Origin of the sequence: Streptosporangium sp. NPDC049078, assembly GCF_040648855.1 — a bacterium.
Classification (GTDB): Bacteria; Actinomycetota; Actinomycetes; order Streptosporangiales; family Streptosporangiaceae; genus Streptosporangium.
On the sequence record NZ_JBEZEL010000017.1, the window covers coordinates 57,737 to 82,913 of the forward strand.

General features: G+C 72.0%; 27 protein-coding genes. 9 read left to right on the forward strand and 18 right to left on the reverse strand.

Annotation, left to right across the window (positions count from 1 at the left end; genetic code table 11):
• Window positions 1-50 precede the first annotated feature (50 nt).
• Both AB0B90_RS27815 and AB0B90_RS27820 read right to left on the reverse strand, forming a co-directional pair.
• Window positions 51-1,079: an iron chelate uptake ABC transporter family permease subunit gene (locus AB0B90_RS27815; protein ID WP_350947275.1), complete on the reverse strand. Its 1,029-nt coding sequence runs from the start codon at window positions 1,077-1,079 to the stop codon at window positions 51-53.
• The gene (locus tag AB0B90_RS27820; protein WP_350947274.1) at window positions 1,076-2,095 is read right to left on the reverse strand and encodes an iron chelate uptake ABC transporter family permease subunit; all 1,020 of its coding nucleotides are present in this window, start codon (window positions 2,093-2,095) and stop codon (window positions 1,076-1,078) included. The genes AB0B90_RS27815 and AB0B90_RS27820 overlap by 4 nt, the downstream gene beginning before the upstream one ends.
• 206 nt (window positions 2,096-2,301) lie before the next feature.
• Between AB0B90_RS27820 and AB0B90_RS27825 the strand changes: the two genes are divergently transcribed.
• Window positions 2,302-2,943, forward strand: coding sequence for a response regulator transcription factor (locus AB0B90_RS27825; protein ID WP_350947273.1), 642 nt, complete (start codon window positions 2,302-2,304; stop codon window positions 2,941-2,943).
• A gap of 150 nt (window positions 2,944-3,093) precedes the next feature.
• On the opposite strand, the gene AB0B90_RS27830 is transcribed toward AB0B90_RS27825, so the two are convergent.
• From AB0B90_RS27830 to AB0B90_RS27850, 5 genes are all read right to left on the reverse strand, one after another.
• A complete protein-coding gene (locus AB0B90_RS27830; RefSeq protein ID WP_362925768.1) occupies window positions 3,094-3,912 on the reverse strand; it encodes a maleylpyruvate isomerase family mycothiol-dependent enzyme in 819 nt (272 codons plus the stop codon).
• Entirely contained in the window at window positions 3,794-4,498 is a 705-nt protein-coding gene (locus tag AB0B90_RS27835) for a hypothetical protein (RefSeq protein ID WP_362925622.1), read from the reverse strand. Before AB0B90_RS27835 ends, AB0B90_RS27830 begins: the two co-directional genes overlap by 119 nt.
• Window positions 4,499-4,994: 496 nt before the next feature.
• Window positions 4,995-6,398 carry a helix-turn-helix transcriptional regulator gene (locus AB0B90_RS27840; protein WP_350947271.1) on the reverse strand — a complete coding sequence of 468 codons (1,404 nt, stop codon included), beginning with the start codon at window positions 6,396-6,398 and terminating at the stop codon, window positions 4,995-4,997.
• A gap of 270 nt (window positions 6,399-6,668) precedes the next feature.
• Window positions 6,669-7,097: a nitroreductase family deazaflavin-dependent oxidoreductase gene (locus tag AB0B90_RS27845; protein ID WP_350947270.1), complete on the reverse strand. Its 429-nt coding sequence runs from the start codon at window positions 7,095-7,097 to the stop codon at window positions 6,669-6,671.
• Window positions 7,098-7,244: 147 nt separating this feature from the next.
• Window positions 7,245-7,661 carry a helix-turn-helix domain-containing protein gene (locus AB0B90_RS27850; RefSeq protein WP_350947269.1) on the reverse strand — a complete coding sequence of 139 codons (417 nt, stop codon included), beginning with the start codon at window positions 7,659-7,661 and terminating at the stop codon, window positions 7,245-7,247.
• 115 nt (window positions 7,662-7,776) lie between these two features.
• Here AB0B90_RS27850 and AB0B90_RS27855 point away from each other — a divergent pair, with 115 nt between their 5' ends.
• Complete coding sequence (locus AB0B90_RS27855; protein ID WP_350947268.1) at window positions 7,777-8,634, forward strand: NAD(P)H-binding protein; 858 nt, start codon at window positions 7,777-7,779, stop codon at window positions 8,632-8,634.
• Window positions 8,635-8,727: 93 nt separating this feature from the next.
• On the opposite strand, the gene AB0B90_RS27860 is transcribed toward AB0B90_RS27855, so the two are convergent.
• Window positions 8,728-10,182: a PLP-dependent aminotransferase family protein gene (locus AB0B90_RS27860; protein ID WP_362925626.1), complete on the reverse strand. Its 1,455-nt coding sequence runs from the start codon at window positions 10,180-10,182 to the stop codon at window positions 8,728-8,730.
• Window positions 10,183-10,228: 46 nt separating this feature from the next.
• On the opposite strand from AB0B90_RS27860, the gene AB0B90_RS27865 reads away from it, so the two are divergent.
• Window positions 10,229-11,650, forward strand: a complete 1,422-nt coding sequence (locus AB0B90_RS27865; protein WP_362925628.1) for an MFS transporter — start codon at window positions 10,229-10,231, stop codon at window positions 11,648-11,650.
• Window positions 11,651-11,716: 66 nt separating this feature from the next.
• Window positions 11,717-12,292, forward strand: a complete 576-nt coding sequence (locus tag AB0B90_RS27870) for a dihydrofolate reductase family protein (protein ID WP_362925770.1) — start codon at window positions 11,717-11,719, stop codon at window positions 12,290-12,292.
• Between the two features lie 40 nt (window positions 12,293-12,332).
• On the opposite strand, the gene AB0B90_RS27875 is transcribed toward AB0B90_RS27870, so the two are convergent.
• From AB0B90_RS27875 to AB0B90_RS27885, 3 genes are all read right to left on the reverse strand, one after another.
• Window positions 12,333-13,094: an SRPBCC domain-containing protein gene (locus AB0B90_RS27875; protein ID WP_350947265.1), complete on the reverse strand. Its 762-nt coding sequence runs from the start codon at window positions 13,092-13,094 to the stop codon at window positions 12,333-12,335.
• 49 nt (window positions 13,095-13,143) lie between these two features.
• Window positions 13,144-13,887, reverse strand: a complete 744-nt coding sequence (locus tag AB0B90_RS27880; protein WP_350947264.1) for a helix-turn-helix domain-containing protein — start codon at window positions 13,885-13,887, stop codon at window positions 13,144-13,146.
• A gap of 115 nt (window positions 13,888-14,002) precedes the next feature.
• The gene (locus tag AB0B90_RS27885) at window positions 14,003-14,359 is read right to left on the reverse strand and encodes a metalloregulator ArsR/SmtB family transcription factor (protein WP_350947263.1); all 357 of its coding nucleotides are present in this window, start codon (window positions 14,357-14,359) and stop codon (window positions 14,003-14,005) included.
• A gap of 48 nt (window positions 14,360-14,407) precedes the next feature.
• Between AB0B90_RS27885 and AB0B90_RS27890 the strand changes: the two genes are divergently transcribed.
• The 5 genes from AB0B90_RS27890 to AB0B90_RS27910 all read left to right on the forward strand — a co-directional run bounded on the left by AB0B90_RS27890 (window position 14,408) and on the right by AB0B90_RS27910 (window position 18,220).
• Window positions 14,408-15,613 carry a cation diffusion facilitator family transporter gene (locus AB0B90_RS27890; RefSeq protein ID WP_362925631.1) on the forward strand — a complete coding sequence of 402 codons (1,206 nt, stop codon included), beginning with the start codon at window positions 14,408-14,410 and terminating at the stop codon, window positions 15,611-15,613.
• Window positions 15,614-15,873: 260 nt separating this feature from the next.
• A complete protein-coding gene (locus AB0B90_RS27895; protein ID WP_350947261.1) occupies window positions 15,874-16,473 on the forward strand; it encodes a hypothetical protein in 600 nt (199 codons plus the stop codon).
• 74 nt (window positions 16,474-16,547) lie between these two features.
• The gene (locus tag AB0B90_RS27900; RefSeq protein WP_350947260.1) at window positions 16,548-16,775 is read left to right on the forward strand and encodes a hypothetical protein; all 228 of its coding nucleotides are present in this window, start codon (window positions 16,548-16,550) and stop codon (window positions 16,773-16,775) included.
• A gap of 22 nt (window positions 16,776-16,797) precedes the next feature.
• Window positions 16,798-17,391, forward strand: a complete 594-nt coding sequence (locus AB0B90_RS27905; RefSeq protein ID WP_362925633.1) for a hypothetical protein — start codon at window positions 16,798-16,800, stop codon at window positions 17,389-17,391.
• Between the two features lie 250 nt (window positions 17,392-17,641).
• The gene (locus tag AB0B90_RS27910; protein ID WP_350947258.1) at window positions 17,642-18,220 is read left to right on the forward strand and encodes an HAD-IA family hydrolase; all 579 of its coding nucleotides are present in this window, start codon (window positions 17,642-17,644) and stop codon (window positions 18,218-18,220) included.
• A gap of 78 nt (window positions 18,221-18,298) precedes the next feature.
• Here the strand turns inward: AB0B90_RS27910 and AB0B90_RS27915 are convergent, their stop codons facing one another.
• Genes AB0B90_RS27915 through AB0B90_RS27945 form a run of 7 tightly spaced genes read right to left on the reverse strand, consistent with a single transcriptional unit; the run spans window position 18,299 to window position 25,177 of the window.
• Window positions 18,299-19,570, reverse strand: coding sequence for an MSMEG_0565 family glycosyltransferase (locus tag AB0B90_RS27915; protein WP_362925635.1), 1,272 nt, complete (start codon window positions 19,568-19,570; stop codon window positions 18,299-18,301).
• A complete protein-coding gene (locus tag AB0B90_RS27920) occupies window positions 19,567-20,394 on the reverse strand; it encodes a carbon-nitrogen hydrolase family protein (RefSeq protein ID WP_350947256.1) in 828 nt (275 codons plus the stop codon). The genes AB0B90_RS27915 and AB0B90_RS27920 overlap by 4 nt, the downstream gene beginning before the upstream one ends.
• Window positions 20,395-20,397: 3 nt before the next feature.
• Window positions 20,398-21,240 (reverse strand): carbon-nitrogen hydrolase family protein, encoded by an 843-nt coding sequence (locus AB0B90_RS27925; RefSeq protein WP_350947255.1) that lies wholly within the window; start codon window positions 21,238-21,240, stop codon window positions 20,398-20,400.
• Window positions 21,237-22,766, reverse strand: coding sequence for an MSMEG_0567/sll0787 family protein (locus tag AB0B90_RS27930; RefSeq protein WP_362925637.1), 1,530 nt, complete (start codon window positions 22,764-22,766; stop codon window positions 21,237-21,239). The genes AB0B90_RS27925 and AB0B90_RS27930 overlap by 4 nt, the downstream gene beginning before the upstream one ends.
• Before the next feature lie 7 nt (window positions 22,767-22,773).
• The gene (locus AB0B90_RS27935; RefSeq protein ID WP_350947253.1) at window positions 22,774-23,826 is read right to left on the reverse strand and encodes an MSMEG_0568 family radical SAM protein; all 1,053 of its coding nucleotides are present in this window, start codon (window positions 23,824-23,826) and stop codon (window positions 22,774-22,776) included.
• 9 nt (window positions 23,827-23,835) lie between these two features.
• Window positions 23,836-24,348 (reverse strand): MSMEG_0572/Sll0783 family nitrogen starvation response protein, encoded by a 513-nt coding sequence (locus AB0B90_RS27940; RefSeq protein WP_350947252.1) that lies wholly within the window; start codon window positions 24,346-24,348, stop codon window positions 23,836-23,838.
• Window positions 24,349-24,361: 13 nt separating this feature from the next.
• Window positions 24,362-25,177, reverse strand: a complete 816-nt coding sequence (locus tag AB0B90_RS27945; RefSeq protein ID WP_362925639.1) for an amidohydrolase family protein — start codon at window positions 25,175-25,177, stop codon at window positions 24,362-24,364.

Consider the following 25,177-nt stretch of genomic DNA (forward strand, 5'->3'; position numbering starts at 1 on the left):
CGGCCGACCGGAACCCTCAGCATGCCGTCGCCTCGAAAACACCCGGCTGCTCACGCCCGCCCTCGCACTCCCTCGGTCGAGAGCAGCCAGACCAGATAGACGCCGCCGAGGATCCCGGTGACCACGCCGACCGGCACCGCGACCGGCAGGTGCAACGTCACCAGGTCGCTGAGCACGAGCAGCGTCGCGCCCATCAGCGCGGCCGGTACGAGCTGCGTACCGGGCTTGCGGGTGAGTCCGCGCGCCAGCTGAGGCGCGGCGAGCGCGACGAACGGGACCGGGCCCACCGCCGCGGTCGCCACCGCCACCAGCCCCACCCCGATCACCACGAGCGCGGCCCGCGTCCGCTGGACGGGCACACCGAGCGCCTGGGCCGCGTCGTCCCCGAGCTCGCCCATGCGCAACCGGCCCCCGAAGGCCAGCGCGGCCGGTACGAGGACGGCCATCGCCAGGGCGAGTGGCCACGCGTGCGGCCAGCCCCTGCCGTTCAGGCTGCCGGTGAGCCAGAACGCCGCCTCGTACGCCTCGCGCAGCTCGGCTCGGGTGACGAGGTAGGCGTTGAACGCCTCGAGCATCGCGGCCGCGGCGACCCCGACCAGGACCAGCCGGTAACCGTGCACCCCACCCCGGTAGGCGACCAGGTAGACGGCGAGCGCGGTCAGCACCGCGCCGAGGACGGAGCCGACCGCGACGGCGAAGGCGCCGCCGCCGATGACCAGGATCTGCAGCAGCGCGCCGGTCGCCGACCCCGTGGTGAACCCGATGATGTCCGGGCTGCCCAGCGGGTTGCGCGTGATGCTCTGGAAGACGGCCCCGCTCAGGCCGAGCGCCGCGCCGGCGAGCAGGCCGGTGAGCGCCCTGGGCAGGCGCAACGTGAGCACGATGAACTCCGTGGCCCGCTCCCCCCGACCGGTCAGCGCCCCCACCACCTCGGCGGCGGAGACGGGGAAGTCACCGCTGCCGACCACCGCCATCGCCGTCCCCAGCGCGAGGGCCACCAGCGCGGCACACACCACGACGACGCGCGGCTCCCATCGCAGGGACATCGCCCCGACGCGCAGGACACGACTCGTGCTCACAGCTGGGGAACCCTTCCGCGACGGACCATCAGGGCCAGGAGGGGGGCGCCGAGGAACGCGGTGACGATGCCCGTCTCCAGTTCGCCGGGCGCCGCGACCACGCGCCCGAGGACGTCGGCGGCGAGCATCAGCACCGGCGCCAGCAGCAGCGAGTACGGCAGCACCCAGCGCTGGTCGGGGCCGACCAGCGCCCTGACCATGAAGGGCACCGCCAGCCCGACGAACGCGATCGGGCCCACCGCCGCCGTGGCGGCACCGCACAGCACCACGATCGCGAGCGCCCCCAGCGCGCGGGTCCTGCCCGGCCTGGCACCCAGTGCGCGCCCGGTGTCCTCCCCCAGGGCGAGGGCGTTGAGCGGGCGCGCCAGGAGAAGCGCCAGCACCGTTCCCGCCAGCAGGAACGGGCCGATCCGCACGAAGAGGGCGAGGTCACGCCCGGACAGCGAGCCCACCTGCCAGAAGCGGAAGCCGTTGAAACTGCGCGGGCTGAGCAGCATCATCCCCGCCGTCAGCGAGCTGAACACCGCGTTGATCCCGGCGCCCGCGAGGACGAGCCGCGCGGGTGTGGCGCCGGAACGGCCGCGCGCCCCGATCAGGTAGACGAGCAGCGCGGCTCCGGCGGCCCCGAGGAACGCCGCCCACACGTAGACGAGGACGTCGTCCACCCGGAAGAGACCGATCACCGTCACGACCGCCACCGCCGCGCCGCCGTTGACGCCGAGCAGGCCCGGCTCGGCCAGCGGGTTGCGGGTCAGCGCCTGCATGAGCGCGCCCGCCAGTCCGAGCGCCGCCCCCACGGCGACCCCGAGCAGGGTGCGCGGCAGCCGCAGCTCCTGGATGATCAGCGCGTTCTCCGAGCCGTCCGGGGAGAACACTCCGGCCAATGCCTGGCCCGGCGGGATGTGCTTGGCGCCGATCACGATTCCGGCCAGCACGGCGAGCAGCAGCAGGCCACCCAGCAGGAACAGACCGGTGAGCCGTTTGGCGAGGTACGCGCTCTTCACGGAAGGAGACACGCGATTAAAGTTAGCCTAACCTAACTCAGGTGGCGAGGAAAAGATCCCGCTCCCCGGGGAGCCCGGCCGGTGACCCGCGAGATCGTACGGCGGCGGCGCTGAGGACCCGTTGAGGACCCGTTGAGGACCCGTTGAGGACCCGTTGAGGACCCGTTGAGGACCTTGGTCCCTACAGGCGAGGTCGTCGGACGACTACCATCCGAGGCATGATTCGCGTGTTCCTGGTCGACGATCACGAAGTGGTACGGCGGGGCGTGGCCGCGCTGCTGGAGTCCGAGGGCGACATCGAGGTGATCGGCGAGGCGGGGACCGCCGAGTCGGCGGTGGCCCGCATTCCGGCGCTGCGGCCCGACGTCGCCGTCCTGGACGTACGCCTGCCCGACGGCAACGGGGTGGACGTGTGCCGGGAGGTCCGCTCCAGGGTCCCGGATCTGGCCTGTCTGATGCTCACCTCATTCGCCGACGACGACGCCCTGTTCAACGCGGTGATGGCGGGCGCGTCCGGCTACGTGCTCAAGCAGATCCACGGCTCGGACCTGGTGGGCGCCGTGCGTACGGTGGCGGGCGGCCAGTCGCTGCTCGACCCGCAGACGACCTCGGCCATGCTGGCGCGGCTGCGCGAGCAGGCCGCCCGCAAGGACCCACTGGAGGCGCTGACGGACCAGGAGCGGCACATCCTGGAACTCATCGGCGAGGGCCTGACCAACCGGCAGATCGGCGAGCGGATGCACCTCGCCGAGAAGACCGTCAAGAACTACGTCTCCAACATGCTGTCCAAGCTCAGCATGGAGCGCCGCACCCAGGCTGCGGCCCTGTCAGCGCGGCTGAAGTCCCGCCGGCAGGATTGACAGGATCTCCGCCCGACGCCGAGGTCACCGGCATCGGGCGGATCGTCACCGCTTCGGTCGTCGCCACCACTCCGGTCGCGCGGGACGCTCCACCCCGGCCGGGTGCCACGCCGTTCGGGTGTCTCGGTGACGAAGGACCCGCCGTGCGGGTTATCGGACGACCGCGAGGAGAGTGGTGGCGGCCGAGGTGAGGCCGAGGTCGCCGCGCGTGTCCGAACGTCGTCGCGCCTCTTCGACGGTGATTCCCCGGCTGGCGAGACGCCAGAGCACATCCTGATCCATCGTGACGTGCGCGACGGGTTCGTCCACCGTGTCGTCGGCGGCCATCTGCCATCGACCGGCCTGTCGTGCGACAAACCAGACACCGCCCGCCAAGCCGGTGACGTCGAATCGCATGACCGTGCCCTCGGGGCGGGTCTCGGCCCGCAGGGTGTGGGGCAGCGCGCGCAGGAACGTGTCGATGACGGGACCCAGCAGATCCGGGTCGTCGGCGCCCTGCCGGGAGACGGCATCGCGTATCTGCTGCTGGTGGACCCAGAACTCCGTGTATTCGCGGGCGATGTCGAGCCAGGCGGGACTGGTCAGATCGGTGGCGGCCCAGGACACGTCCAGATCGGCGGGGGCGTCCAGGTCGCGGACCGACCACAGGGCGTCGAGTTCGGGGCCCAGGTGGGCCAGCAGTTCGATCATCACCTGCGGGCTGCATTGACGAAACGCCCGGACGAACTCCTCGTTGACACGTGCCAGGTAGACGGGCAACGTCTCGTCGTCGGCGAAAACGGCGCCGCGGTACCCGTCCCGACCGCCCGAGAGCCGACGCAGGTAGTCGTTGAGGACGTGTCCGACGACATCATGAACATTCCACCCCGGGCAGACCGTCGGCCGCTCCCAGTCCTGCGGATCCAGTGATCCGAGCAGGTCGAGCAGCGCGCGACGTTCGCGTGGGAAGAGAGGCCGGGTGTCGACCACGGGGCCGAAGATCATCATGCCGTGACAGTAGACCGCCTCGGCACGACACCTGGCCACAGGTTTTCGTGCCGAGGGCTTCGAGCAGGTTCTCGGCCTCGTCAGGGGCGACCCCGTCGAGCACCGTACCGAGGTGGGCGGCGAGCGCCTCGGTCGCGCTCGCGCCGACGAACACGCCGCCGTCGGTCATGGGGAACGCGATCCCGGCCGCGTTCGCGTCACCCGGTGCGGCCAGGTAGTCGCTCTCGACCATCCAGGAACGTTCCAACACCTCGTCCCTGCGGCACGTCACCAGCCACCGGTTCGGCACGGCGGGCACCCGCGTCTTCCCGTCCTCCTGGACGAGCCGGGTCAGCGCGTCCGGAAGCGGCCAGTGCAGGTGCACTCCCGGCCCGAGCACGAAGTCCCGCCCCTCGAAGGGGTCCGGGAGGATCTCCTCGCTGATGTACGGGGTTCCCGGCCGGACGTCCCGTTTCGTCATGGGATCGACATACGGCAACCGGGTGAAATCCACCGGCTCGACGACTCCGACCTCGTCCTTCGAATAGAGCGCCGCCAGACGCACCGGAACCACGAGCACATCAGCCATTAGCCCCTCTCGCCCCACCATCAGACCGACCGCACACAATAACGATATGTGCGACATTCCGGGAAGGCCGAATTTCGGGGCTGCAACACGGAGGGAATTTATCCGCAATTACCGAGAAGCCTCATTCACCTATCCAACCCTGAGGACCTGAGCCCGCGACACGTCTCGCCGCCCCCCTTGAGCTGCATTGATAATTCAGTGTCACCGATTTCTACGGATCCGCCATTCGCCGATCCGCCCTCTACTCATTCATCCACTACAAAAGGAACGAAAGGCCGACTCAGCCTTTATTGCCACTTTTTCCGCACGGCGTTACGCATCGCCCCGCGGTTCACCTTCGACCCCGCCGCCCAGGGCATGACAAAGCCCTCACACCCCATTTCGCGAACGCGCCGGAAATCCCGGCGAACGAGGCGCACCCGCCCATGCGTCATCGACGCGCGCCCACCCCAAAGAGGCCGGAGGGGCACGGCGTCAATGCGTCAGGGCGAAAACGTCACCCGGCTCTCGACTCGTGCGACACCCCGAGGTGCGCGGGGATCGCCGGACTCGCCGGGATCGCCACCTCACGCCACTTCGAACCGGACGGTGCTTCCGTGCGTGGACCGATCCCCACCGTTTCGAGCGCCCTGCGATAGGCGTTCATCTGCTCCTCGGCCGCCCCGGCCCGGCCCCAGAGGTCACCGATCTCACGCCAGAGCCTGGCCGACTCCCGGTCGACGACGGGAGCCCCGGAGGTGCCCGGATCGGTGAGCAGCTCCTGCGCCTTCACCAGTGCCGGGCCCCCGTTTTTGGAGCGTGCCAGAGCCAGTTCGGCCAAAACCACGTGTGCCATCGCCGGCACCGTCCCCCGCACGTCGGCGAGCAGGCCGAGAGCCTGCTCGGCCAGACCGGTGGCGGCCTCCACGTCCCCGGAGCGCAGCCGCACGCGGGAGAGCACGACCAGGCCACGGGCGTGCTCGATCGTCCCGGGCGACAGGCGCGAGAGAATCTCGACCGCCGAGGCGGCGAACTCACCCGCCCGGTCGAGGTCGGCGTCCTCGGGACGCACGGTGGCGATCCATGCCCAGCGCATCGCGCTCTGGACGTGGCGGATGGCCATCCGCGCGGGCCGGCCCGCGGCGACGGCCTCCGCCGCGAGCCGCGCGGCGAGCGACGAGTCCTCCTCCTCCGCCGCGGCCGTACTGGCCCGCCACAGGCTGAGAACCTCCGAGTCGCGGTCAACGGCGTCGGGCAGCGGGGAGATCGCCAGCACGCGCTCGACGTACGCGAAGTCGATCTCGGTCTCGGCGAGCACCGCGGCGAGGTCGAGGGCGAGCTCGCCCCGGTCGAGCCCGAACCGCTCGGCCTGGGCCAGGGCCTCCAGCCCGAGATCCCGGGCACGCATCGTGTCACCGGCACGGTGGTAGCAGCGGCAGAGCGCCACGGCGACGGGAAGGACGGCGAGACGCTCGGGGTGCGTCACGGCCTCGTGGCGAAGCCGCTCGTAGACCTCGACCGCCCCCGCCGTGTCCCCCTGGGCCTCCAGCGCGCGAGCATGACCGAAACGCGCCTGCGCCGCGAGCACGGCGCTGTCGTCACTCGCCGCCTTGGCCGTGTCGGCGAAGAGCTCGGCCGCGGCGGCCGGGTCCCCGTGACACAGTTCGAGTTCGGCCTGACGCAGGGCGAGCCCGGTGTCGACGCGCTGGTGCGGCTCGATCCCGTGGAGGAGGAACTCCATGCCGCAGCCGAGCCGGTCGGCGAGCAGGCGCGTGACGACCGGTGTGGGGGTCCGTTTTCCTGACTCGATGAGCGAAACATAACTGTCAGACAGGTCTGGCCCGGCCAACTGCGCCTGGGACATGTGCCTGCTCAACCGCAATCCGCGGATGCGGTCACCGATGGTTGCTTGACCGGCCATCACCAGAGCCGTTCCGTCGGCGGCACGATAAGATCCACGCCCCACTCCTTACGCACGGTTTACTCTCAATTACAGTAGATCGTACTGCTCTTCCTGGCTAGCGGAGCCGTAGCAACTGACCGTTTCACACAGGTTTCGCAGCGAGTGTCACCGGGGCGAGCGGCACGCCCGCTCGCCCCGTTGCCGGCTCGGTCGAGATCGCACACCGCGCACTCCACGTGACAAACACCCCGACGAGGCCGCCCGGCGGTGCGCACACCGGATCAAGCCTCAGGCACGGGTGAGAATCACCACCGGGATGTCGCGAGCCGTCTTGCGCCGGTAGTCGGCGTACTCGCCGTGGATTCCCACCATCTGCTCCCACAGGGCGGCCTTCTCCCGCGCGGTCGCGGTCCGCGCGACGGCGGTGAACACCTCGGCCTGCACCTGCACCTCGACCTGCGGCAGAGCCACCACGTTGTGGTACCACAGCGGGTGCTCGTCGGCCCCGCCGTTGGAGGCGACGACCACGTAGGCGTCGCCGTCGCGACCGTAGATGAGCGGGGTGCGCCGCTTCAGCCCAGACCTGCGCCCGACGGTGGTGAGCAGCAGGGTGGGCCTGCCGTAGTAGAGGTGCCCCTCCGCGCCGTTCGACTCGACATAGGTGCGAAGGTGCGCGGAGACCCAGTCGGTGGGGGAATCAATGATCTTGTCGCTCATGCCGGACACGCTATCGGCCCTCGGCGACATTTCTTGATCCACGCTTCCGGCCGCGCACCGATCCGGCCTCGCCCTCCTCGCCGCCTCGTTCCGCGATGAGGGTCGCCGGTCGCCGGACCGACGCGTACGACGCGACGGATCGCCCGCCTACGTCGTCCGGTGATCGCCTCTGGCCTGGTCGTGACGCGCACGGGCCTCCATCACCGCGGGCATCTCACCCTCCAGCCATTCGATGAGGTCGAGCAGGCGCGTGGCCGCCTGGGCACCGAGCGGCGTGAGACTGTACTCGACCTTCGGGGGGATGGTCGGCTCGGCCTCGCGGTGGACCAGGCCGTCGCGCTCCAGTGCCTGCAGGGTCTGGGCGAGCATCTTCTCGCTCACTCCGTCGACCCGGCGGCGCAGGGCGTTGAAGCGATAGGTCCCCTCGTGGAGCGCGACCATGACCAGGACGCCCCAGCGGCCGGTGATGTGCTCCATCGTCTCGCGCGAGACGCATCCGCGCATGAAGACGTCGAAGGTGAGCTGACTGAACTCGTCCTGCGGGATCGCGACCCGGTCGTCCATCCTTCCACCCTACTTTCTCGCCACACCACCCCAAAGAGAGTACTAACTTTTAGTTGGCGCTACCTATTAGTTAGTACTAACCTGACGGCGAACCCTTCGAGCGAGGAGAAGTGAAATGATCGTTGTCACCGGTGCCACCGGTCGGCTCGGCCGCCTGGTGGTGGACGGACTGCTGGAGAGCGTGCCCGCCGACCATGTCGTGGCCGCCGTGCGGAATCCCGGCAAGGCGGCCGATCTGGCCGCGCGCGGCGTCAAGATCAAGGAGGCCGACTACGAGCGGCCGGAGACGCTCAAGGGAGTCTTCGCGCCCGGCGACACGGTCCTGTTCATCTCCGGCGACGCCGTCGGACGGCGACTCGGACAACACCGCGCCGTGGTGGACGCCGCCAGAGCGGCCGAGGTCGCCCGCATCGTCTACACCAGCGTGCTGCACGCCGACACCACGCCCCTCGCACTGGCCGCCGACCACCGAGGCACCGAGGAACACATCCGCGCCTCCGGGATCCCGTTCACCTTCCTGCGCAACGGCTTCTACACCGAGGTCTACGCGGCGTCCGTCCTTCAGGGCGTCGAGCACGGTGTGATCTTCGGCGCCGCCGGTGAGGGCCGCGTCGCCGGCGCGGCCCGAGCCGACTTCGCGGCCGCGGCCGTCGCCGTGCTCACCCGCGAGGAGGACGGCGACAAGATCTACGAACTCTCCGGCGACACCGCGTGGAGCCTGCCCGAACTGGCCGCCGAGGTGTCGGCGGCCACCGGCAGGCCGGTCGTCTACCAGGACCTGCCGCACGCCGACTACCGCCAGGCGCTGATCGACGCGGGCCTGCCCGAGCCGGCGGCGACCATGTACGCCGACATCGACCTCGACATCGTCCGCGGAGCCCTCTCCCCCACCCCGGGCGAGCTCAGCGCCCTCATCGGCCGCCCCACCACACCGCTGCGCGAGTCGGTGGCCGCGATCCTCAAGGAGGCGTGAGCCCTCGCGACGAAGCCGCCGTTCCGACGTGGGCGGTGGGTCCTGCGAGAAGACGGCACCGGCACCGTTGAGCCATCGGGGCCTTCCGGAGGCTCAACAGCCCCGCAGCAGGTCCGCGACGGTGGCGATGCCGTCGGAGACGGCGTCCGAGGTCAGGTTGCCGAATCCGAGGACGAGCCGCGCGGGAGACGGCCGCCCTTCCGGGGGGCCGAGGAGATAACCACTCATCCCGTACAACCCAACGGACCGGCGGCGGGCGGCCTCGACCACGGCACGCTCGTCCGCGCCCGGCGGCAACTGGGCGACCGCGTGGAAACCGGCGGCCAGCCCGCGCAGCTCGACCTCGGGCGCGTGCCGACCCAGCGCCTCGACGAGGGCCGCGCGCCGGGCGGCGTAACGTGGCCGCATATGGCGCAGGTGGCGGTCGTATTGACCTGAGCTCAACAGATCGGCGAGCGCGAGCTGGTCGAAGGCCGGCGAGCCCCGGTCGGCGAACCGCTTCTGGTCCGCGACGTCGGCGGACAGGCGAGGCGGGCAGAGGATCCATCCGAGACGCAGAGCCGGGGCGAGCGACTTGCTCACCGAACCGATGAGCGCCACCCGGTCGGGGGCGAGCCCCTGCAGGGCACCGACCGGTTCGCGGTCATAGCGGAACTCGGCGTCGTAGTCGTCCTCGACGATCGTCGCGCCGCGGGCGACGGCCCAGGCGATCAGCGCCTGCCTCCGGTCGGGAGCCAGTACGACACCGGTGGGCGACTGATGTGCGGGGGTGAGGAGCACGGCGCGCGCACCGGAGGTCGCGAGCGCGCCGACGTCGATACCGCGCTCGTCGACGGGCACCGCGACGAGGTCGAAACCCAGCGCCGTGGCGACGGCGCGGCAGTCGGGGTCACCGGGATCCTCCACGGCCACGACGCGCACCCCCTCCCCCGCCAACACCCGCAGAACGAGTTGCAGTCCCTGCGCGTACCCCGCGCACACGACGGTGTGGGACGGGTCGGCGGCCGCGGCGCGGACCCGCCGCAGGTAGGCGGCGAGCACATCGCGCAGCACCGGGTCACCGTAGGGATCGCCGTAACCGAGCAGGTCACCGGGCGCATCGCGGCAGGCGCGCCGCAGGGCCCGGCTCCACCGCTCGCGGGGGAAGCTCGACAGGTCGGGCACACCGGGCCGGAAGTCGATCCGAACGGGCCCGGTGAACGCGGTGGACTCGGGCGGCAAGGAGAGGGAGGACGGCGCGGCGGGCACGGGCTGTGGCTCGGCCACCGGCGGGCGGGCCTCGGCCGCCACGCGGGTGGCCGAGCCGCCACGCGTGACGAGGTAGCCCTCGGCCTGTAGCTGCGCGTAGCACTCGGTCACCAGGCCTCGGGAGACGCCGAGGTCGCGGGCCAGGACGCGTGAGGAGGGGAGCCGCTCCCCCGCTGCCAGCCGGCCGGCGCGGATGCTCTCGCGCAGCGCGCGTTCGAGCTGCACACGCAGTGGTTCCGGCCGGTTCCTGTCGACACGCAACAGGAGTTCGGGTCCCGAACCGGTCCACTCGATCGACATGAAAGCGGACCTTACCGCTGAGCCGGTTCCGCTCTAGGGTCGGCCCATGGATCACCAGAAGGGCGCCTCCGCGGAGACTCCCGGCGGCATGGGGCCCGCGGGGAGCGACGCGGAGACCCGGAGGAGCGGCAGGGATCTCCAGAGGGTCTGCGAGGAGACATCGAAGGACGCGGGAAAGAGGCCGCGGGACGGCACCGGCATCCTGAACCGCCCGATGGTCCTGTTGCTGACCGCCTCGCTCGGTGCCCTCGGCGGCTTCTACCTGCTGGCGCCCGTCGTCCCCCTGTACGCGGCCACATCCGGCGCGGGCGGTGTGGGAGCGGGCCTGTCGACCGGTGCCATGATGCTGGGGACCGTGCTGACGGAGTTCGCGGTGCCCGCGCTGCTGCGTGCGCACGGCTACCGGACGGTCACGGGACTGGGCCTGTTCCTGCTCGGAGCACCCGCCCTCCTGTTGCCCGCGTCGGCGTCGATGCCCTCGCTGCTGGGGATCTGCCTGGCACGGGGTGCCGGGCTCGGGCTCGTGGTGGTGGCCGGTGCGGCCCTGATCGCCGAACTGGTTCCCGCCGATCGGCGCGGCGAGGGACTGGGACTGTACGGGGTGGCCGTCGGGGTCCCCTCCATCGCCTGCCTGCCGCTGGGACTCTGGCTGAGCGAGCACGTCGGCTACGGGCCCGTCTTCGCCGCAGGGGCGGCGCTGTCACTGCTCGCGCTGGCCGCCGTTCCCGGTCTGCCCTCCCGGCGAGCGCGGCCCCAGCGGCACGAGGAGGGGCACGAGGGCAACGGCCGAACTCGGCGCGGGCCCGCCGTCCTCCGCGACGGCGGGATCGCCAGGCCCGCGCTCGTCTTCGCCCTGGTGACACCGGCGGCCGGTGTCCTGCTCACCTTCCTCCCGCTGGCCGCACCGGGGCGGTCACGCGATCTGGTCGCGGTGGCCCTGCTCGTGCAGTCCTGTGCCACGCCGTTCGCGCGCTGGGCGGCGGGCCGGTACGGCGACCGCCACGGTTCCGCCCGCCTGCTGGCCCCCGCCGTCCTGGCCGCCGCTCTCGGCACGGCCGGACTCTTCTGGGTGGACAACCCTGTCGCGATGATCGTCGGCATGGGGCTCTTCGGGGCGGGATACGGCATGGCCCAGAACGCGACCCTGGCGCTGATGTTCGAGCGTGCCCCCGAATCCGCCTACGGCCAGGTGAGCGCGACCTGGAACCTCGCCTACGACGCCGGGCTCGGCGTCGGCGCGGTCGGGTTCGGGTTTTTGGCAGGACCGGTGGGCTACCCTGCGGGATTCGCCGTCACCGCCGCCGTGCTGCTCACCGCACTCGCACCCGCCCTGTACGACCGGGCGAGGCACATCCCGGTGAGAAAACACGAGACACGACGGCATGACCCGCGTCAGGAGAGCGATGACCTCCCGCCCGCCACGGGAGACACGCGTCCATCGGCGAGGGTTTCAACACCCGAGCCCTGACGACCAAGGCGTGACAACGGGGCCCGGCGACACGGGTTCCGGCGACAAAGGGGAAATCTCGTGGGAATGGTTCTGCTGAACATCACGATGTCGATCGACGGCTTCGTCGCCGGCCCCGACGTCAGCGTCGAGCGCCCCATGGGTGAGGGCGGCGAACGGCTCCACGAATGGCTGTTCAACGACGACGCCGACCGGGAGGTGGACGCCGGGGTGCATCGGGACCTGTCCGCCTCGACGGGTGCGGTGGTGTTGGGCAGGCGGACCTTCGACGTGGGCGTGGGCCTGTGGAAGGACACACCGTTCCCCGCGCCGTCCTTCGTGCTCACCCACGAGGATCGGGAGGAGCTGCCCATGACGAGCGGGACCTTCACCTTCGTCTCCGACGGCCTCGAGAGCGCGATCCGGCGGGCTCGAGAGGCGGCGAGGGAGAAGAACGTCCTCGTGATGGGCGGGGCGGACATCGCCGGACAGCTCGTGAGAGCCGGACTCGTGGACGAGATCCAGCTCCAGCTCGCACCGGTGCTGCTCGGGACGGGCGTCCGGCTCTTCGACCGTCCGGCCGGTGACCACGTCGAACTGGAGAGGACCTTCGTGGCCGGGTCGGCACGCGTCACGCATCTGCGGTTCCGCGTGCTGAGATGAAGGAGGGCGCCGCTGGAACCTTCCGTCCATCAGGACTCCGTTACACGTCAGGCTCCTGCTTCGCGTCGGCGGGAGCCTCACCGTCGTTCGCGGGCACCTCGGGGAAGTTCCGTCCCCACCACGCGTTCCAGCGGGATTCGAGATCGGCGAACGCGCCGTCGTCGAGGCCGTACGTGGTGAGCACCATCATGGCGGCGCCGCCCGGATTGGCGGGCGAGGGCGGGTTCTGCGCGGCGACCAGCAGGCCGTCGCCCCAGCCGTCGACGGTGAGACCGAGCTGGTTGGCCGAACGGAACCGGACCTGACCGCGCAACGTCTCCCCGGCGGGGGCCCGCAACTCGTACGGGCTCGCCGGAGGCAGCCCGGCGACCGCGGCGAGGCCGGTGGCCTCCAGCACCGGTGTGGTCGCCGCACCGGAGAGGAAGACCGTGCGCCGGTCGGCGTCCGGGTGCCGTTCCAGGGCGAACGCGAGCTGGTGGACGAAGGTGATCCAGCCCTCACTGATGTCGTCGTAGTAGTCGTCCCATTCGGGGTTGTCACCTCGCGGAGCGCGGGTCATCCGCAGGTGCGTACGGCCGCCGAGGTCGGCCAGTTCGAACAGGTCGCCGCCCTGGACCTCCATGCGGCGCTCGGCGGCCGACTCCACGACGTTCTGGTGGTAGATGACCTCGATCTCCTCGTCGAGACCCTCGAAGTGCCAGCCGTGCCAGCGTCGGATCAGCTTGGGGTCGCGCAGCGCGTTCCACACGTCGTCGACGGGTGCGGCGATGGTGACCTCAAGGGAGAACGGCTCGTCTGTCATGGGATGTCTCCAACGTGGGAACCCCGGGCCATGGGCCGGGGAGGGGATGTCAGCTGCCGGTTTCCGGCGCCTCGGGGACCGAAGGCCCGTCTCTTTCCGGCGTGTCCGAGGTGTCGTGCCCGCCGGTTTCCCGCGGGCCGGGCGCCGGATGTCCACCGGCGACGAGACGGTAGGGTCGCCCGCCGGGAGTGTCGAAGCGTGCCGCCACCTGTGAGAGAGCGTCGGCGAGCGCGTCGGTGAAGTCGTGCACGTCGCCGGGCTCGGCGAAGCGCACCCGCGCCTCAAGGGTGAACGTCAGCAGCCGGACGCCCTTCCGGTCGGCGGCGGCGGCCATACGGGTGACGTCGCGCACGGTGTCGGCGGCCACCTCGACGAGATGCTCGGCGGCGTACTGGTCGGCGACCCGGCAGAACCCCTCGGCCACCTCGGCGCCCCCGTCGTCACCCCCCTCACCGCCGCCGGTTCCGTCCGCCTTACCGGCTTCGTCGGCTCCGTCGGCTCCGTTTGGTGAGGTGAGCACGCCGGGATCGACGAGGAAGGCGTTCGCGGTGACCCTCATGACGCGCTCGACGAAACCGCGCCGTGGGCGCTCTTCCACCAACTCGATCAGCCCGGCCTCCTCCAGCACCCTGAGGTGGTATCCGACCCGCTGGCGCGGCAGCTCAAGCTCGGTCGCGAGCTGGACCGCGGAGGCGGGCTCGCGCAGGCGGGCGAGAAGCCGCCGGCGGATCGGGGTGAGCGCCACGCGCAGCCGGTCGGGCTCGTCCATGAGTGTCATCTCGGTCGGCGTCACGCCCCCATGGAACCATTAGACAAATTAATCTGTCAATTGGCGGATCGGCCGGCCGCCACCACGAGGAGTCGCGATCACATCGGCGGCCGGCCCGGTCGTCGCCGCCCGGTGCGCGTCAGTCGTGGCGCGGGATGCCGGAGACCTCGTGATCGGCGTGGAAAAGAGCCTCACCGATGAGCGCGCGGACATGGGCGTCGCGGGCCCGATAGAGCACGCGGCGGCCGTCCCTGCGGGTGCGCACCAGTCCCGCGAGGCGGAGTTTCGCCAGGTGCTGGGAGACCGAGGGGCGCGCGACCCCGATCGCCTCCGCGAGCGAGCCGACGTCGTACTCCCCTGACGACAGCAGCCACATCAGGCGCAGCCTGGTGGCGTCACTGAGCATCCGGAACGCCTCGACGGCGGTCTCCACCTGAGCGCCGGTGGGTTGCTCCTGCGACGACTTGTCACCTGATTCATTGTCGCGTGCATACATGACTACATATACTCCGGGAAAAGCGCATCGGCCGCAAACGAGGTAGCCATGTCCGACCAGCAGGACGCCGGTTCTCCGTCCCCCCGCGAGTCCACCGACTCCGGCTCTCCGCACGATCAGCGCCACGAGCCCGCGCACGGACACGGACACGGACACGGACACGATCAGCGCCACGAGCCCGCGCACGAGCACGGACACGGACACGGACACGGACACGGATCCGTTCATGAACACGGACACGAACGACAGGGCCCCGCCGGTCGCCGGTTCGCAAGGCTGCTCTCACGCGCCGGCCACGCCCTCACCCCGCACAGCCACGACAGCGCGGGCAGGACCGACTCCGCCCTGGAGTCCAGCAGTCGCGGGTTGCGCGTGCTGGCCGTCTCCTTCGCCGTGCTCATGGTGACCGCCGTCCTCCAGGCGGTGGTCGTGGCCTTCTCCGGTTCGGTCGCCCTCCTCGGTGACACACTGCACAACGTCACCGACGCGCTCACCGCGATCCCCCTCGCGATCGCCTTCTTCCTCGGGCGCCGGGCCGCCAGCCGCAGGTTCACCTACGGCTACGGCAGAGCCGAGGACCTGGCCGGGATCGTCATCGTTCTGATCATCGCCGCCTCCGCCGCGCTCGCCGGGTACGAGGCAGCGCGGCGCCTGGCGGATCCCCAGGAGGTGCGGGCGCTCGGCTGGGTCGCCGCGGCGGCGGTGATCGGCTTCGCGGGCAACGAGTGGGTGGCCCGCTACCGGATCAGGGTCGGGCGCCAGATCGGATCGGCCGCGCTCGTCGCCGACGGACTGCACGCCCGCAGCGACGCCCTCACCTCGCTGGCCGTGCTGCTCGGCGCGGGCGGTTCCGCGCTGGGCTACCCGATCGTCGACCCGATCGTCGGCCTGCTGATCACGGTGGCCATCTGCTTCGTCCTCAGGGACGCGGCCCGCGCGATCTACCACCGGCTGATGGACGCGGTCGATCCGGCCCTGGTCGATCACGCGGAGCGGATCCTGGCCGCCACCCGCGGCGTGCGGCGAGTGGGGTCGGTGCGGCTGCGCTGGGTGGGCCACACGCTGCGCGCCGAGGTCGACATCGTGGTCGGTGAGGACCTGTCGCTGCTCCAGGCGCACACCGTGGCGGTGGAAGCCGAGCACCGGCTCATCCATCACCTGCCCCACCTGGGTGCCGCCACCGTGCACGCCGACCCGGACGACGGGGAAGGCGCCGATCACCACGCCGTCCTGGTCGGACACCGACACCGGTAGGCGCTCCGTACGATCGGCCCGCGGTTCCCGAGCCAAGCTCCCTCCCCGCGAAGGTGCGGGCGGGCCCGATGGAGCCTTGCCCGCGCGAGCCCGGCGCGGGAGTGGTCCTCACCGGCTTCGGCATCGCGAAGGCGGACGTACCCATGCGAGCCCGGCGCGGGAGATGTAGTCTCACATGATCACCGTCGCGGCCCGTGGACCGGATCGGCCCGGCCGCAAGCCGTGGCGGCTCACCCCCCGATCCAGGAGAAGCGGCTGCGTTGGCCGATCACAGCAGAGGACGCCCCGGCTGGTTGCACGTCGGCCCGCTGGAGGCGCGGTTGACGCGCACCTGGGAGCCTGGCACGTTCCCACCGGCGGAAACGCTCCTCGCGATACTCACACTGGCGGCCGTGCCGCAGGCTCTCGCCACCCGCCTGACCACCCACCTGAGCGGCGGCATCGTGGTGGGTCCCGGGTCGGTGCCCGACCTTCCCGGCTTCGAGTGGCTGCGCGGTGTCGCGCTGCCCCTGCAGGCGGGCCACTGGGAGCGCAGCGCGGGTGTGTACGATCCCCGGCAGCGGCGGATCGGGGTGGGGAGCGCGCCTTCGCCCTCGGTGTCGGTGTGCGGGCACGAGATCGGCCACGCCACCGACCACATGGACCGGCTTCCCTCGCACTCGCCCTTCTGGACCGGCCTGCACGCCCGCACCCGTGACCGTCTTCGGCCGCCCTACCGCGACGACGTCACCGAACTGTTCGCCGAGGCCTTCGCCTGCGTGCTCACCCGCAGGGCCACCCGGCTGCTCCACCTGATCGGCGAGGAGAAGGAGGCCGAGCAGGTGTACCACCGGCTGTCCGGGCAGTACGGCATCGGCTGACCGTGGGCGTGCCACGACCCCCGGAGCTATGCTGAGCGAACAGCGGTCAGGAGAGACGAAGGGAAGGCCACGCGATGAACGTGACCATGCTGCCGGGGGGCACCCTCCGCGTCCCCGCGACGACCACGCTGGACAACGGCACCAAGGTCGACGGCACCCGTGACATCGGCCGCGACGACCCCGAATACCCCGACTGGCTGCCCCTCGCTCAGGACGAGGACGAGCAGCGCCGCCGCGACGTCGAGGAGCGCGACTCCGACCGTGAGATCCTGACCCGCTGGCGCACCCGCCGGAGCGCGTGATCCCACCCATCGCTCGCCCCCTGTGCGCGAAACCGTGCGCGAACCGGCCTGCGGCGCCTCCCGTGACTCCGATGTGAACGGCCACGTGCCGCGGATCTCGCGCTGGTTGCGCACCCGCCCCGCCCGAGCGGGCCGTACCCGCGTCCTGGCGGTCGAGGGGCGTTCGGGATCGGGCAAGTCCACCCTCGCCACCGCCGTGGCCTCGGAGCTGGCCGCGCCCGTCGTACGGATGGACGACCTCTATCCCGGATGGGACGGCCTGCGGGGAGGGGTCGGCGCGCTGGTCGAGTGGGTGCTGCGGCCGCTGAGCCTGGAGCGGCCCGCGCGATGGCGGCGCTACGACTGGGCGGACGGCGGCTACGCCGAGTGGCACGAGGTCCCGGTCACCGAGATCCTGGTTCTCGACGGCACCGGCTCCGGCGCTCTCGCCGCCGCGCCGTACCTGAGCGGCCTGCTGTGGCTGGAGGCGTCCGACGAGATACGCAAGGCCCGCGCGCTGGAGCGCGACGGCGATCTCTACGCTCCGCACTGGGACCGCTGGGCGGCCCAGGAGGAGCTTTTCCACGCCCGCGACGACGTCCGTGCCCGCGCGAACCTGACGATCGCCACCACCTGAGGCGCGGGGAAGCCGGACGGTGACGCTCTCCGCCGCCCCCGCCGATGTTCGTCGGCCGGTGCGGGCCGAGATCCACACCTTGCAATCGCACACGAAGTACGATCGAATGAACACGAAAGGGTTCCGGAACGGCCCCGTGCGATCATTCGATCACCCCGGTCCCGCCGAGCGCGAGACATGCGGGAGCTCGTCCGCCGCATCGAGGCCGACACCGAGACCACCGGCGCAGGACCGTTGCGAGGAGAACCTGGTGACCACGTGGATGCTGCTCGACTACGGCGAGGTCATCTCCACCTCGCAGCCGCCCGGCGCGACGGCCGCGATGGCCGAGCTCATCGGCCAGGACGAGGTGACCTTCCGCGACCGCTACTGGCGCCACCGCGACGCCTTCGACCGCGGTCAGGCCTCCCACTCGTACTGGAGCGGGGTCGCCGGCAGGACGCTCACCGAGGACGATCCGCTCGTCGCCAAGCTCGACGCGGCCGACGTCGAGAGCTGGCTGCACCTCAACCCGGAGAGCCTGCGCGCCATCGAGGAGCTCGCGGGACACCACGGACTCGCCCTGCTGTCCAACGCCCCCGAGCCGCTGGCGGCCGCGATCGACGACGCCCCCTGGGCCGCGGCGTTCACCCATCGCTTCTACAGCTGCCGCCTGTCGCTGTCCAAACCGGACCCCGCCATCTTCGGTGAGGTCCTGCGCCACCTCGGCGCCGCCCCCGGCGACGTCACCTTCGTCGACGACCGGGCCGTCAACGTCAACGCCGCGGCGGCGCTCGGCATCAACGCCGTCCTCTACCCGGACTGGCCGCCCACCCCTCGCGCGAGCTGACGTCCGACCGCTCCCGTCCGACTTCGCCGTCCATGCTTCCCTCGCGAGCCGATGTCGGCCACACCTTCGGCCTCGATCTCACCCCGGTCCGTCGCCGCCGCGCGGACCGGCGGGTTCGCGCAGGGCCTTGTACAGGGCGATGTGCCGCTCGGCGGCCGAGCGCCAGGTGTGCCGGGCGGCGAGCAGGCGGCCCGCGGCCAGACGCGCGGGGTCGTCTCCGGCCAGCGCCGCGCCGATCTGGCCGGCGAAGCCCGCGGGGTCGGCGGCGAAGCGCGCGGCACTCCCGAACACCTCGCGCAGGACCGGCAGGTCCCGGGTGACGAGTGGCACGCCCGCCGCCAGCGCCTCCATCGCCGCCAGGCCGAAGCCCTCCTTGAGCGAGGGGAAGGCGAAGACGGCCGCGGAGGCGACCAGCGACGGCAGCTCCTCGTGACCGACGGGCCCCAGGACGACCGGCTCCACGCCGAGGGCCGCGGCGCGCTCGGCCCACCGGACCCGGTAGTCGCGATAGTCGAACAGGGTCTCGCCCCCGGCGATCACCAGTTTCAGGCCGGGGTCTCCCGCGGCCAGCGACGCGTACGCCTCCAGCAGGTCCAGCGAGCCCTTGCGCGGTTCGATGCCGCCGACCGTGAGCACGTAGCGTCCCAGCCGGTCCCGCCAGTGTCCGTCGCCGCGCGCGGCGGCCTCGGCGAACCGGTCCGCCTCGACGCCGTTGGGGATGACCGTCGCGGTGATGCCCCATCCGGCGGCGAGCTCGGCGGCGACGGCGCGCGAGACGCAGACGTGCGCGCGGGGTTCGACGATGGCGCGCTCGTGGCAGGCGGCCAGCTCGGGGGTGGTGAAATGGTCCAGGTGGTGAACGGTCCGCACGCATCGTTCGACCGCGTTGGCGCTGATGCAGTCCTGCGCGTGCACGATGTCGTAGCCGCCGGGGGTGAACGCCTCGCGCAGCGCGGAGATCGAGCGCAGCACCCGCTCCCCCACCGTCTCGTCCGCCACCTCGGGGAAGGGCACCACCACCGACCGCACCGCGGGCGCCACAGGCCGGAAGAACCCCGCGTCGCCGCCGCGGCCGAGCGTCCACACCGTCACGTCCTGACCCGCCTCCGCGAGCGCCTCGGCGAGGTTGAGGGTGTGCACGACCCCGCCGCGCGGCTTGGTGGAGTAGGTCAGCAACGCGATCCTCAGCGCGGAAGGCGACGCCACGGCGTTCGCCGACCCCGCCGACCCCGCCGACCCCGCCGACCCCACTGTCTCGGCCGGGTCCGCGCTGCTCCCGGTGGTCGCGGTGATGTCGGTGATGTCGGTGATGGCGGTGATGTCGGTGCCCGGCGTGCGCGTGCCGCTCACGAGGCTCCCCGGTAGCTGCCGGGCCTGCGCTCGTCGAGGTGGCTCAGCACCCGCCGCGCGGTGGCGATCTCGGCGGCGACGTCCACCTCGGCGACCGCCAGGCCCGCCTTGGACCAGGTGCGGGCGAGGATGTCACCTCCGGGACCGACCACCTTGGCCTGGCCGAGGAAGCGCATGCCGCCCATCGCGCCGGTCTGGTTCGACGAGGCCAGGATGACCTGGTTCTCGGCGGCGCGGGCGCAGTCGTAGAGGTCGAAGAGGCGCGACTGGCGGTCCTGGGCCATCCGGGGCGCCCGGTTGGTGATGCTGGTCGGCCAGGCCGACAGGCAGGCGACGATCTGCGCCCCGTCCAGGGCGAGGCTCCGCGCCGACTCGGGGAAGGTCTTGTCGTAGTCGATGAGCATGCCCACCCGGCCGACCGGGGTGTCGAAGGCGTCGAAACGCTCGCCGGGCGCGTACGCCGCGATCTCCCCGGCGGGCAGGTGCACCTTGCGGTGGCGTCCCAGCACGCCGTCCCCGCTGACGCACGCGGCGCTGTTGTACCTGCGGGTGCCGTCGGCCTCGCAGTAGCCGACGCACACCACCATCTCGGCGGCCAGCTCGCCCACCCGCTTGATCAGCGGGTCGTCGGGGTCGAGCGCGGGGGGCAGCGCGTCGGGGTCGGGGTGGCGCAGGTCGGCGAGGTAGCCGCCCAGCGCGGCGTCGGGCAGCACCAGCAGCCCCGCCCCCGCCCTGCGCGCGTCGTCGATGAGCTTCGCGATGCGCCGCAGATCGAACTCCAGGTCCCGGCCGAAGTGCGCGGAGGCCGCGGCTATGCGGATCACGGTTCAGGATCCTCCCACGGCGAGCGCGGGGCGGTAGGCGTCCGGACGGCGGTCGCGCAGGTGGCCCATGGAGCGTCGGGCGGTCTCCAGCGCCGCCCGCACGTCCAGTTCGGCGACCGCGACACCGCCCGGCACGCCGGTACGGGCCAGGATCTCCCCTCCGGGGCCGACGACCTTGGCGCTGCCGACGAACCTGAGGGCGCCGAAGACGCCCGACTGGTTGGCCGACAGCCACACCACCTGGTTCTCCAGGGCTCTGGCCTGGTCGAAGAGGTCGAACCTGCGGGTCCAGCGGTCGTCGGCGAGGTCGGGTGCGGGGTCGGTCCTGCTGGCCGGCCAGGCCGACGCGCACACCACGATCTCGGCACCGTCCAGGGCCAGCGCCCGCGCCGACTCGGGGAACGCCTTGTCGTAGCAGATCATCATGCCGAGACGGCCGATCGGGGTGTCGAAGGCGGAGAAGGAGTCACCGGCCGCGAACAGCGCGTCCTCGCTGAGCGGCTGGTGGACCTTGCGGTGATGGCCGAGCACCCCGTCGCCGTTGACGCAGACCACGCTGTTGTACCTGAGAGGGCCGTCGGCCTCGCAGTAGCCCGCGCAGACGACCATGTCGCCCGCGAGCGCGGCGAGCCTGCGGATCTCGGGTCCTGCGGGGTCCAGGGCCGGCGGCACGTCCCGAGGGTCGCCGTCCATGCTGAGCAGGTAGCCGCCCAGGCAGGCCTCCGGCAGGGCGAGCAGCCCGATCCCCTCGGCCCGCGCGGCGGTGATCAGTTGCTCGATGCGGGCGAAGTCGCCCTCCAGGTCGCGGTCGAACGGCGCCGCGACGGCGCCCATGCGTAGCTTCACGTCTCTCCTTCACGGAGTTCTGCGGATTCTGCGGATTCTGCGGATCCCGCGGGTTCTGCGGCCGTACCCAGCCCGGTCACCGGGCCGGTGATCACTTCGATCAGCTCCCCGTCCGGCCAGCGCAGCCGTACTCCCCCGCCGGGGACGAACTCGCCGCACGCGGCACCGGAGGCGGGACCGGCGTCGAGGCCGGGACGTCCTGGACGCTCGGCGGTGAGCATCGCGAAGCCTGGAAAGCAGGTCAGCCAGTCGCCCATGCTGACCGCGCCGGGCCTGGGCACGGCGGCGACGTCGAGGACGGCGCCGCAGCCCGAGGCCTCGGCGAGCATGCCGAGGGTGCCGGCGACTCCCGCCATGGACACGTCCTTGGCGGCGGCCGGGCGGGCGGCGGCGACGGCTCCCAGCATGGCCCGCAACTGCGGGGTGCGGCGGTGCGTGGTGGAGTCCCACTGGCGGCCCGTGTAGCCGGGCCGCCACCCGCCGCCCAGGTCCGCGGTGAGCCACACCCGGTGTCCCGGCCGCGCCCCGCCGCCGGGAACCGGTTCCCTGGCGCGGCCCAGCGCGGTGACCGAGAGCGCCGCCGGCACGCCGAGCTGGGTGTGACCGCCGAGCACCGGCACCTCGTACGCCTCGGCGGCGCGGCGCAGGCCCGCCAGGACCCTCGCCACCGCCGAGGCGTCTCGCGCGCCGACCGCGTCCAGCAGCCCGACCGGCTGCGCGCCCATCGCCGCCAGGTCGTTGAGGTTGACCAGCACCGAACACCAGCCCGCCCACTCCGGGTCGCGCTCCACCATGGACGGCAGGATCGCGTCGCAGGCCGCCACCAGGTCGCTGCCCGGTACCGGGGCGCCGTCGTCGCCGACGAAGCCGGGGCCTCCGGGCGCGAGCCCGGCCAGCAGCGTCCCGAGGTCGCTCTTGGTGGCCGCGACCAGCGCGGCGATCCTGCCGACGGGCCAGCGCATCAGCACGTGCGGCAGGCCCGCGACGGCGAGGGGACGTACCCGCCGCCAGCCGAGGCGGGTGAACATGCGCTCGGCCCCGGCACGTACGGTGGCCTCGAAGCGCAGTGCCCCGGCCGCCTCGGCCCGCGCGCACGCGGCGCGCACCAGCGCGGGGCCGATGCCCGCGCCGTTGCGCTCGGCCGGATCGACGGCGAGCCGCCCGCCGCTCCACCACCCGATGTCGGGGCCACCGGCGGCCGGCCCGAGCCGGACGCCGCCGACCACGGCGCCGCTCCCGTCCCTGGCGACCAGGACGACGGTGCGCGGGTCGTCGTCGCGGTCGTCCAGGTCGTGGCCGCTGAACACGCGCTGCTCGGTCACGAACACCCGGTGCCGCAGTGCCCGGTAGGCGGCCAGCCCGGCCGCGTCCGCCTCCTCCACGATGAAGGAGGGCGCGCGGCTGCCGAGCAGCACGTCGCAGACCGGCTCGGAGAGCCGCGATCCGCGGCCGGGAGCGGTGCGGCCGCCCGGCCCCGGACCGCCGCTCAGGACGGGGGCGACCGCGAGATCGGAGACGAGGCTCACGGGCGCCTCACCCGCCCGCGGCCTGGAGCGCGCTGCACGCGCCGCACGCGGCGCAGCCCGCGCGCTGGTCGGCGCCCGACATGCCCGCCTCCCGCAGCAGCGCGGCGACGCTCTCGGTCACCCTGCCGACCACGGCCGGGTCGGGGCCAGGCACCCCCTCACGGCCTGCGAGTGTGTCGCGCATCGGGCGGAACGGCACGACGAACGGGTACACGCCGCGCTCGACGAGCCGCGCGGCCCCTGCCACCAGCTCGTCGGGATCCTCGCCGAGACCGACCAGCAGATAGGTGGAGACGCGGTTGCGGCCGAAGACGCGTACGGCCTCGTCCCACGCCTCCTCGTAGGCCGACATCGGCACCTCGGACTTACCGGGCATCCAGCGGCGGCGCACCTCCTCGTCGAGGGACTCCACGTGGATGCCGATCGCGGACGCGCCCGCCCGCCTGAGCTCGCCGATCCAGGCCAGATCGGCCGGCGGCTCGCACTGCACCTGGATCGGCAGGCCGGGTACGGCCTCCAGCACGGCCCGTACCGAACGGGCCAGGACGCGCGCTCCCCGGTCGGGGCCGCCGGTGGTGCCGGTGGTCATCACCATCTGCCGCACCCCGTCCAGGCGCACCGCCGCCTCGGCGACCTCGGCGAGCTGCGCCGGGGTCTTGGCGGCGACGGTGGCGCCCGAACGCAGGGACTCCTCGATCGCACAGAACCGGCACCGCTCCGCCTCTCCGTAGCGGACGCAGGTCTGCACCACGGTGGTGGCGAGCACGTCGGCGCCGTGCAGCCGGGCGATCCTCTCGTACGGGACACCGTCTGCGGTCACCAGGTCGTAGAAGCGAGGACGGCCGACCGCGCGGACGGAGGCGCCCAGATCGGTCTCGCCCAGCCACAGCCTGCCGTCCCTGACGGCGTACGGACTGGCCGGGTTGAGCGGGATCGCGGCGTTGGCCCCGTCGAGGACCAGGTGTCCGTCGTCGCTGGGTCCCGCACCGCCCGCGCGGCGCACCGGGGCGTCCACCCGGACGCCCATGATGGCCACGTCGACTCTCGTGCCGACACTCACCGCTGCCCCCTAGAACATGTAGGTCGAGTTGATGATCGCGCCCTTGCGGCCGTAGTGGATCAGCGCGTCCTGCACGTCCAGCGGGTGCGTGGGGATGACGCCCTCGATGAGGTCCTCCTCGCGGGCGCCGTGCAGCGACAGGCCGAACCGGCAGCAGTAGACCTTGCCGCCCTCCTCGATGAACGTCTTGAGCGAGTTGTTGATGTTGTGCTCGCCGGGGAAGGCGGAGTTGCCCGTGGTCGGGAAGCCCCGGGTGGCCAGGCAGTTCAGCGAGCCCGGTCCGTAGAAGTAGATCGCGGACTCGAAGCCCTTGCGCAGCGCCCTGGTCGCCTGCAGGATCGCCACGAAGCTCACCGACGACTCGTGGGCGATGCCGTGCACGAGCGTGAAGTACGACTCGCCGTTCTCCGCCTGGTAGTCGGGGAAGACCTTGGTGCCGCCGTAGAGGCTGGAGCCCTCCGGCAGGGAGGGGTGCGGGATCTCGGTGAGGCTCTGCTTCTCGAGGTCGGTCAGTTCGGTCATGGGTCTCTCCTTGTCAGCCGTACAGTTTCTCGAAGGTGTCGTGGAAGGCCAGGCGGGCCAATTCGCCGTCGCCGGCGGCGGCGGCAAGGCGGGCGCGCTCGCCCGCGTAGTCGCCCCACGGCTCGTCGCTGGCGAACAGCACCCGGTCGTGGCCGATGCCGCGCCGGTCGATCTCCTGGGCCAGCCATCGGGGCGTGAACCCGATCGCCCAGGAGAGGTCGGTGTAGACGCGCTTGCCGGCGGCGATCCAGTCGAAGAACCGCGACCCGGCGAGCTTGATGTGGCCGCTCATGCCGCCGCCGAAGTGCACCAGGTGGATGGCGACCTCGTCGCCGTACCACTCGACCAGGTGGCCCACCTCGTCGATGTCGGAGGCGGCACCCGGTGAGGTGTGCACGTGCACCACCAGCCCGTGCAGCCGGGCGGTGGCGAAGACGCAGTCGAGCGCGGGTCTGCAGGCCGGGTCGGTGGGGCGCCCGCCCAGCAGGAAGCTGAGCTTCAGCGCGCGCACGCCGCTCTCGGCGGCCAGCGCCAGCGCCTCGGCCGTGCGACGCTCGTCCTCGGGGCGCGGCGATACCCACAGGCCGCAGCGGATCCGGTCGTCGCGGCCCGCCGCCTCCAGGCAGAGCTCGTTGAAGGCGAACGCGATCCCCGGATCGGGCACCCCGTAGTTGGGCATCACCAGGGCGCGTTCGGTGCCCTCGGCGTCCAGGTCGGCCAGCAGTTGCGCGACGGTCGCGCGGGCGGTCGTGTCGGGGTTGACCGGCGGCCCCCCGTAGAACGGGTGGGCGGGCAGCACCCCGAGGTGGCGGTGGGCGTCGAAGACCAT

What these genes read in the sequence shown, in the direction of transcription:
- AB0B90_RS27825 (WP_350947273.1), top strand. Translation starts at nt 2,302, where the DNA reads ATGATTCGCGTGTTCCTGGTCGACGATCACGAAGTGGTACGGCGGGGC.
- AB0B90_RS27835 (WP_362925622.1), bottom strand. Translation starts at nt 4,498, where the DNA reads ATGGCTGATGTGCTCGTGGTTCCGGTGCGTCTGGCGGCGCTCTATTCG.
- AB0B90_RS27840 (WP_350947271.1), bottom strand. Translation starts at nt 6,398, where the DNA reads ATGGCCGGTCAAGCAACCATCGGTGACCGCATCCGCGGATTGCGGTTG.
- AB0B90_RS27845 (WP_350947270.1), bottom strand. Translation starts at nt 7,097, where the DNA reads ATGAGCGACAAGATCATTGATTCCCCCACCGACTGGGTCTCCGCGCAC.
- AB0B90_RS27850 (WP_350947269.1), bottom strand. Translation starts at nt 7,661, where the DNA reads ATGGACGACCGGGTCGCGATCCCGCAGGACGAGTTCAGTCAGCTCACC.
- AB0B90_RS27855 (WP_350947268.1), top strand. Translation starts at nt 7,777, where the DNA reads ATGATCGTTGTCACCGGTGCCACCGGTCGGCTCGGCCGCCTGGTGGTG.
- AB0B90_RS27860 (WP_362925626.1), bottom strand. Translation starts at nt 10,182, where the DNA reads ATGTCGATCGAGTGGACCGGTTCGGGACCCGAACTCCTGTTGCGTGTC.
- AB0B90_RS27865 (WP_362925628.1), top strand. Translation starts at nt 10,229, where the DNA reads ATGGATCACCAGAAGGGCGCCTCCGCGGAGACTCCCGGCGGCATGGGG.
- AB0B90_RS27870 (WP_362925770.1), top strand. Translation starts at nt 11,717, where the DNA reads ATGGTTCTGCTGAACATCACGATGTCGATCGACGGCTTCGTCGCCGGC.
- AB0B90_RS27875 (WP_350947265.1), bottom strand. Translation starts at nt 13,094, where the DNA reads ATGACAGACGAGCCGTTCTCCCTTGAGGTCACCATCGCCGCACCCGTC.
- AB0B90_RS27885 (WP_350947263.1), bottom strand. Translation starts at nt 14,359, where the DNA reads ATGTATGCACGCGACAATGAATCAGGTGACAAGTCGTCGCAGGAGCAA.
- AB0B90_RS27890 (WP_362925631.1), top strand. Translation starts at nt 14,408, where the DNA reads ATGTCCGACCAGCAGGACGCCGGTTCTCCGTCCCCCCGCGAGTCCACC.
- AB0B90_RS27900 (WP_350947260.1), top strand. Translation starts at nt 16,548, where the DNA reads ATGAACGTGACCATGCTGCCGGGGGGCACCCTCCGCGTCCCCGCGACG.
- AB0B90_RS27940 (WP_350947252.1), bottom strand. Translation starts at nt 24,348, where the DNA reads ATGACCGAACTGACCGACCTCGAGAAGCAGAGCCTCACCGAGATCCCG.
- AB0B90_RS27945 (WP_362925639.1), bottom strand. Translation starts at nt 25,177, where the DNA reads ATGGTCTTCGACGCCCACCGCCACCTCGGGGTGCTGCCCGCCCACCCG.